This window comes from Ruegeria sp. CJ9 (genome assembly GCF_056536625.1).
In genome coordinates this window covers 1-4,382 of the sequence record NZ_JBQFPY010000025.1, presented here as the reverse complement: position 1 = coordinate 4,382, position 4,382 = coordinate 1, and the positions used below count along the sequence as shown (strand labels likewise).

Here is a 4,382-nt window from a genome sequence, read left to right as displayed (position 1 = left end):
CATCAGCATAGCTTGAACGGTTCAGGGGGGACTGAATATTTTGGGCCAGCGCTTGCATCAGATCACCCGGTCACGTGGTTCACGGCCTTGGAAAAAGTCACTCAGATTATCGAGAACGCGGAAGCCCATCGCTTCGCGGGCCTCGCGCGTTGCGCTGCCCAGATGCGGCAGCATCACGAGGTTGTCACATTGCAGCAGATCCGGGCTGATGCGGGGCTCGCCGTCGAAGACGTCCAAGGCCGCACCACCGATCATGTCGAACATCAGCGCCTGAATCAGAGCCCATTCATCAATCACCTCGCCGCGCGCAGTGTTGATCAGGAATGCGTCAGGCTTCATCAGGCTCAGTCGGCGCGAGTTGATCAGGTGCCGGTTCGCGGAGCCGCCGGGGCAGTGCAGTGACACAAAATCGCACTGGGGCAAGAGATCATCGATCGTGTCCACCTGTGTTGCGTCGCACTGGCCCAATACGTCCGCGGCCACCTCGCTGCGGTTATAGACGAGGACGTTCATACCGAACCCGTGATGGGCACGGCGAGCCATTTCCTGGCCGATCCGGCCATAACCGATGATGCCCAGCGTCTTGCCGCTGACCTTTGTGCCCACAAGATGCGTCGGCCGCCAGCCGGTCCACTTGCCGGAGCGCAATTCGCGTTCGCCCTCACCTGCCCGGCGCGCAACCATCAGTAGCAACGTCATGGCCAGATCGGCCGTACACTCGGACAGGACATCCGGTGTATTTGTTACCGTCATGCCTAGCTCACGCGCCGAAGGTTCGCAGATATGGCTATAGCCGACCCCATAATTGGCAATGATCTTAGTCTGCGCGCCAGGCACATCCAATGCCTCGGCGCTGAGCGTGTCGGTGACCGTGGGTAGGACAGCATCATAGGTTTTCAACGCCCGCCGGATGTCTGCCGGGGACATTGGCTTGTCCCCGGTATTCAGCACGGCGTTGTAGTTTTCGGCCAGCTGCGCCTCGACGGCGGCAGGCCAGCGACGGGTGACTAAGACCGAAGGTTTAACCATCACGCAGCCTCCATCACTCGTGCGATTGTCTCACCAATCACGGCGGGGTTTTCGGCCACGGTCACACCAGCAGCGGACAGGATTTCAACCTTTTCGCTGGCGCTTTCGCCAAAAGCCGAGATGATCGCACCGGCGTGCCCCATGGTTCGACCTTTGGGGGCGGTCAATCCGGCAACATAAGCAATGACCGGTTTTGTAATGTGATTGCGGATGTATTCCGCGGCTTCAGCTTCCTGCGGACCGCCGATTTCGCCGATCATCGCAATGATGTGGGTATCCTCGTCCTCTTCAAACCGTTGCAGGATATCTTTGAACGAGGACCCGTTGATCGGATCGCCACCGATACCGACGCTGGTCGAAACGCCAATGCCACGTTCTTTGAGCTGTGCTGCCGCCTCGTACCCCAGTGTGCCCGAGCGACCAATGATGCCGACATTGCCAGGCAGGTAGATATGGCCCGGCATGATACCCAGCAGAGCCTTGCCGGGAGAGATTGTACCGGCGCAGTTCGGTCCAGTCAGCACCATGCGCCTGTCCTTGGGATAACGGTACATGTAACGCTTTACGCGGATCATGTCCTGCGCCGGGATACCGTCGGTGATACAGACACAGTAGCGAATACCTGCATCAGCGGCCTCCATGATTGAATCCGCGGCAAATGGCGGTGGCACAAACACAAGGCTTGCATCTGCGCCGGTGGCCTCGACAGCTTGTTTGACTGTGTCAAAAACGGGCACACCTTCAACGGTTTCACCACCCTTGCCGGGAACAACTCCGCCGACAACATTGGTGCCGTAGGCCAGCATATCCTTTGTGTGAAAGCGCGCCATGCGTCCAGTGATGCCCTGAACGATTACGCGGGTGTCGCGGTCGAGAAGAATGCTCATTACACGGCCCTCATCTTGGTGTTTTGGGACAGATCATTCTGCCATGCGCCCACCGCCCGTTCAGCGGCTTCCATCAAAGTGGTGGCGCGGATGATCGGTAGGCCGGATTTGGCGAGAATCTTTTGACCTTCTTCGACATTCGTACCGGCAAGTCGCACGATGACCGGGATGTCGATATCCAACTCACGCAGCGCCTGCACAACGCCCTCGGCGACCCAGTCGCAGCGGTTAATACCAGCAAAGATATTGACCAAAACCGCCTGAACGTTCTTGTCGGACAGAACCAGTCGAAAGGCCTTGGCCACGCGCTCGGGTGAGGCACCACCACCGATATCGAGGAAGTTCGCGGGCTCGCCCCCGGCCAGTTTGATCGTGTCCATCGTGGCCATGGCCAGACCAGCGCCGTTCACGATGCAGCCGATATTGCCGTCCAGCCCGACATAAGACAGGCCACGGTCCGCCGCCCGGCTTTCACGGGGATCTTCCTGGCTTTTGTCGCGCAGTTCCGAGATCTGCGGATGACGGAACAGAGCGTTGTCGTCAAAGCTCATCTTTGCGTCCAATGCCAGCACACGGTCGTCGCCAGTGATAACCAGTGGATTGATTTCAACCATCGTGGCGTCCAGATCGCTGAAGGCGGCATAGCAACCCTGCAACGTCCGTACCATTTGCTGAACCAGACGAGCCTCAAGGCCCAGATTGAAGGCTATCTCGCGGGCCTGGAATTCCTGCAGTCCAACTGCGGGTTCCACGATTGAGCGCACGATGCTGTCCGGGCGTTCCGCCGAGATCTCCTCGATCTCCATCCCGCCTTCGGAGGAGGCTACGATCATGACCCGCTGGCTGGAGCGGTCCAGAACAAAACCAAGATAGATCTCGCGATCAATCGGCACAGCGGACTCGACATAGACACGATAGATGCCTTTGCCTTCCGGTCCGGTCTGATGGGTCACCAACTTGCGGCCGAACATCTCGTCACAGGCCTCGTGGATCTCGTTTTCACTGTTACACAGTTTGACGCCACCCGCTTTGCCGCGGCCACCCGCATGGACCTGGGCTTTGACAATCCACTTGTCTCCGCCCAGTTCGCGGGCGCGATAGGCCGCCTGTTCCGGGCTATAGGCCAAGGCACCTGACGGTACGGCGACGCCAAAATTCGAAAGAACCTCTTTCGCCTGGTATTCATGGATATCCATCTGCATTCCTCCCGTTCATGCAGTGCGTTCAAGCAGCGATCGATGTGCCGTAACGGCTTTCGAGCAATGCCTCGATCTCTTCGAAATCGACATTGCCGCCCAGTTCCCTCATGGCTTCGGCAAACAGGCGGACGATCCGGCTGACGGCCTGGCGGTTGAGCTGATTGAGGATGCCGATGCGTACCTGAACCGGCGCGCTGAGCGTCGGCCAGATCCCAAAACCCCTTGCCCGACAGTTCTGCACCAGCTCCATCTCTCGCCCGGCCAGTTCCGGCGGCAGATTCAGCACGACCAGGCTGGGCATGTCAGAAGTCACCTCGCATCCCATGGCCGTAACAGCATCGCGCAGCACGCGTTCATGGGTCTTGTACGAGGCTGACCGTCTGGCCAGACCTTCCTGAAGTGTCAGACGCAGGGACTCATGGAACGCGGCGACTGCGTATCCGGAATGGGTTCTGTGATAGGTTCCCTTTTCGACGTCCTGACCGTCGACAATACCCCAGTGACGCGCCTCGAATAGAGGATTGTGGACATAACTGTAGGCACCCGTCGCTCTGAGAGATTCAATAAAGGCATCTGTAAAGCTGACCGGTGCATAGGTCAGCGGCAGGCAGCACAGGCCCTTCTGAGGGCAGGAGGCCCAACCGGCGATCCCCGGATAGTCATCGATCGAAAAGTCATCGACGCCGAGGGATGAGACCGCATCGACCAGGCCCATCACCCCATGACGCTCGCATGCGTCCGAGAAGCCACGCAGATCATTGACGCGACCCGAACCCGTTTCCCAATGCGCCATAAAGGCCCATTTGGGTTTGTGCTGTTCCAGCGCGGCTTCAACCAGTTCACCAGTGACCGGCTGTCCATGCAGAACATCAACGACCGTTACGCTGGCAGCCTGTGGATCAAGCGGGCTGGCGGCATGCTCCTCGGGCGTGGCCGCCTTGATGCGTAGGGTCAGCGCATCAATGCCGGAAAAGGTGCCGTTGGCAAAGGCCACGACTTTATCACCGGGCATCACGGCGGAGAACATTGTGTCCAATGCGCTCCAGCCGGTACCGGCCACAGCAAAGGTATAGGTGTTATCGGTTCCCCAGATATTGCGCAGCATGTGCTTGCATTCGACCATCCCACGCAAAACGTCGCCCTGCATGTGATCCGCAACCCCGGCATTGGCGAAGGCCTGCAAAACACGAGCATCGGTATTGCCCGGCCCCGGACCAGCAGCCAGTGTCTCGGGGATCTCAAGCGTGGGATAAATCTGAAAAGTCAT

4 protein-coding genes are annotated in these 4,382 nt (G+C 58.9%); all 4 read right to left on the bottom strand.

Annotation, left to right across the window (positions count from 1 at the left end):
• Positions 1-57 precede the first annotated feature (57 nt).
• Genes ACR0AJ_RS21025 through ACR0AJ_RS21010 form a run of 4 tightly spaced genes read right to left on the bottom strand, consistent with a single transcriptional unit; the run spans position 58 to position 4,382 of the window.
• A complete protein-coding gene (locus ACR0AJ_RS21025) occupies positions 58-1,029 on the bottom strand; it encodes a 2-hydroxyacid dehydrogenase (RefSeq protein ID WP_170352144.1) in 972 nt (323 codons plus the stop codon).
• Positions 1,029-1,916: a succinate--CoA ligase subunit alpha gene (sucD, locus tag ACR0AJ_RS21020; RefSeq protein WP_170379917.1), complete on the bottom strand. Its 888-nt coding sequence runs from the start codon at positions 1,914-1,916 to the stop codon at positions 1,029-1,031. Before sucD ends, ACR0AJ_RS21025 begins: the two co-directional genes overlap by 1 nt.
• Positions 1,916-3,112 carry a malate--CoA ligase subunit beta gene (locus ACR0AJ_RS21015; RefSeq protein ID WP_170379915.1) on the bottom strand — a complete coding sequence of 399 codons (1,197 nt, stop codon included), beginning with the start codon at positions 3,110-3,112 and terminating at the stop codon, positions 1,916-1,918. The genes sucD and ACR0AJ_RS21015 overlap by 1 nt, the downstream gene beginning before the upstream one ends.
• Positions 3,113-3,140: 28 nt before the next feature.
• On the bottom strand, positions 3,141-4,382 hold the full coding sequence (locus tag ACR0AJ_RS21010) for a pyridoxal-phosphate-dependent aminotransferase family protein (protein WP_480741857.1): 1,242 nt from the start codon (positions 4,380-4,382) through the stop codon (positions 3,141-3,143).

What these genes read in the sequence shown, in the direction of transcription:
- ACR0AJ_RS21010 (WP_480741857.1), bottom strand. Translation starts at nt 4,382, where the DNA reads ATGACTTTTCAGATTTATCCCACGCTTGAGATCCCCGAGACACTGGCT.
- ACR0AJ_RS21015 (WP_170379915.1), bottom strand. Translation starts at nt 3,112, where the DNA reads ATGGATATCCATGAATACCAGGCGAAAGAGGTTCTTTCGAATTTTGGC.
- sucD (WP_170379917.1), bottom strand. Translation starts at nt 1,916, where the DNA reads ATGAGCATTCTTCTCGACCGCGACACCCGCGTAATCGTTCAGGGCATC.
- ACR0AJ_RS21025 (WP_170352144.1), bottom strand. Translation starts at nt 1,029, where the DNA reads ATGGTTAAACCTTCGGTCTTAGTCACCCGTCGCTGGCCTGCCGCCGTC.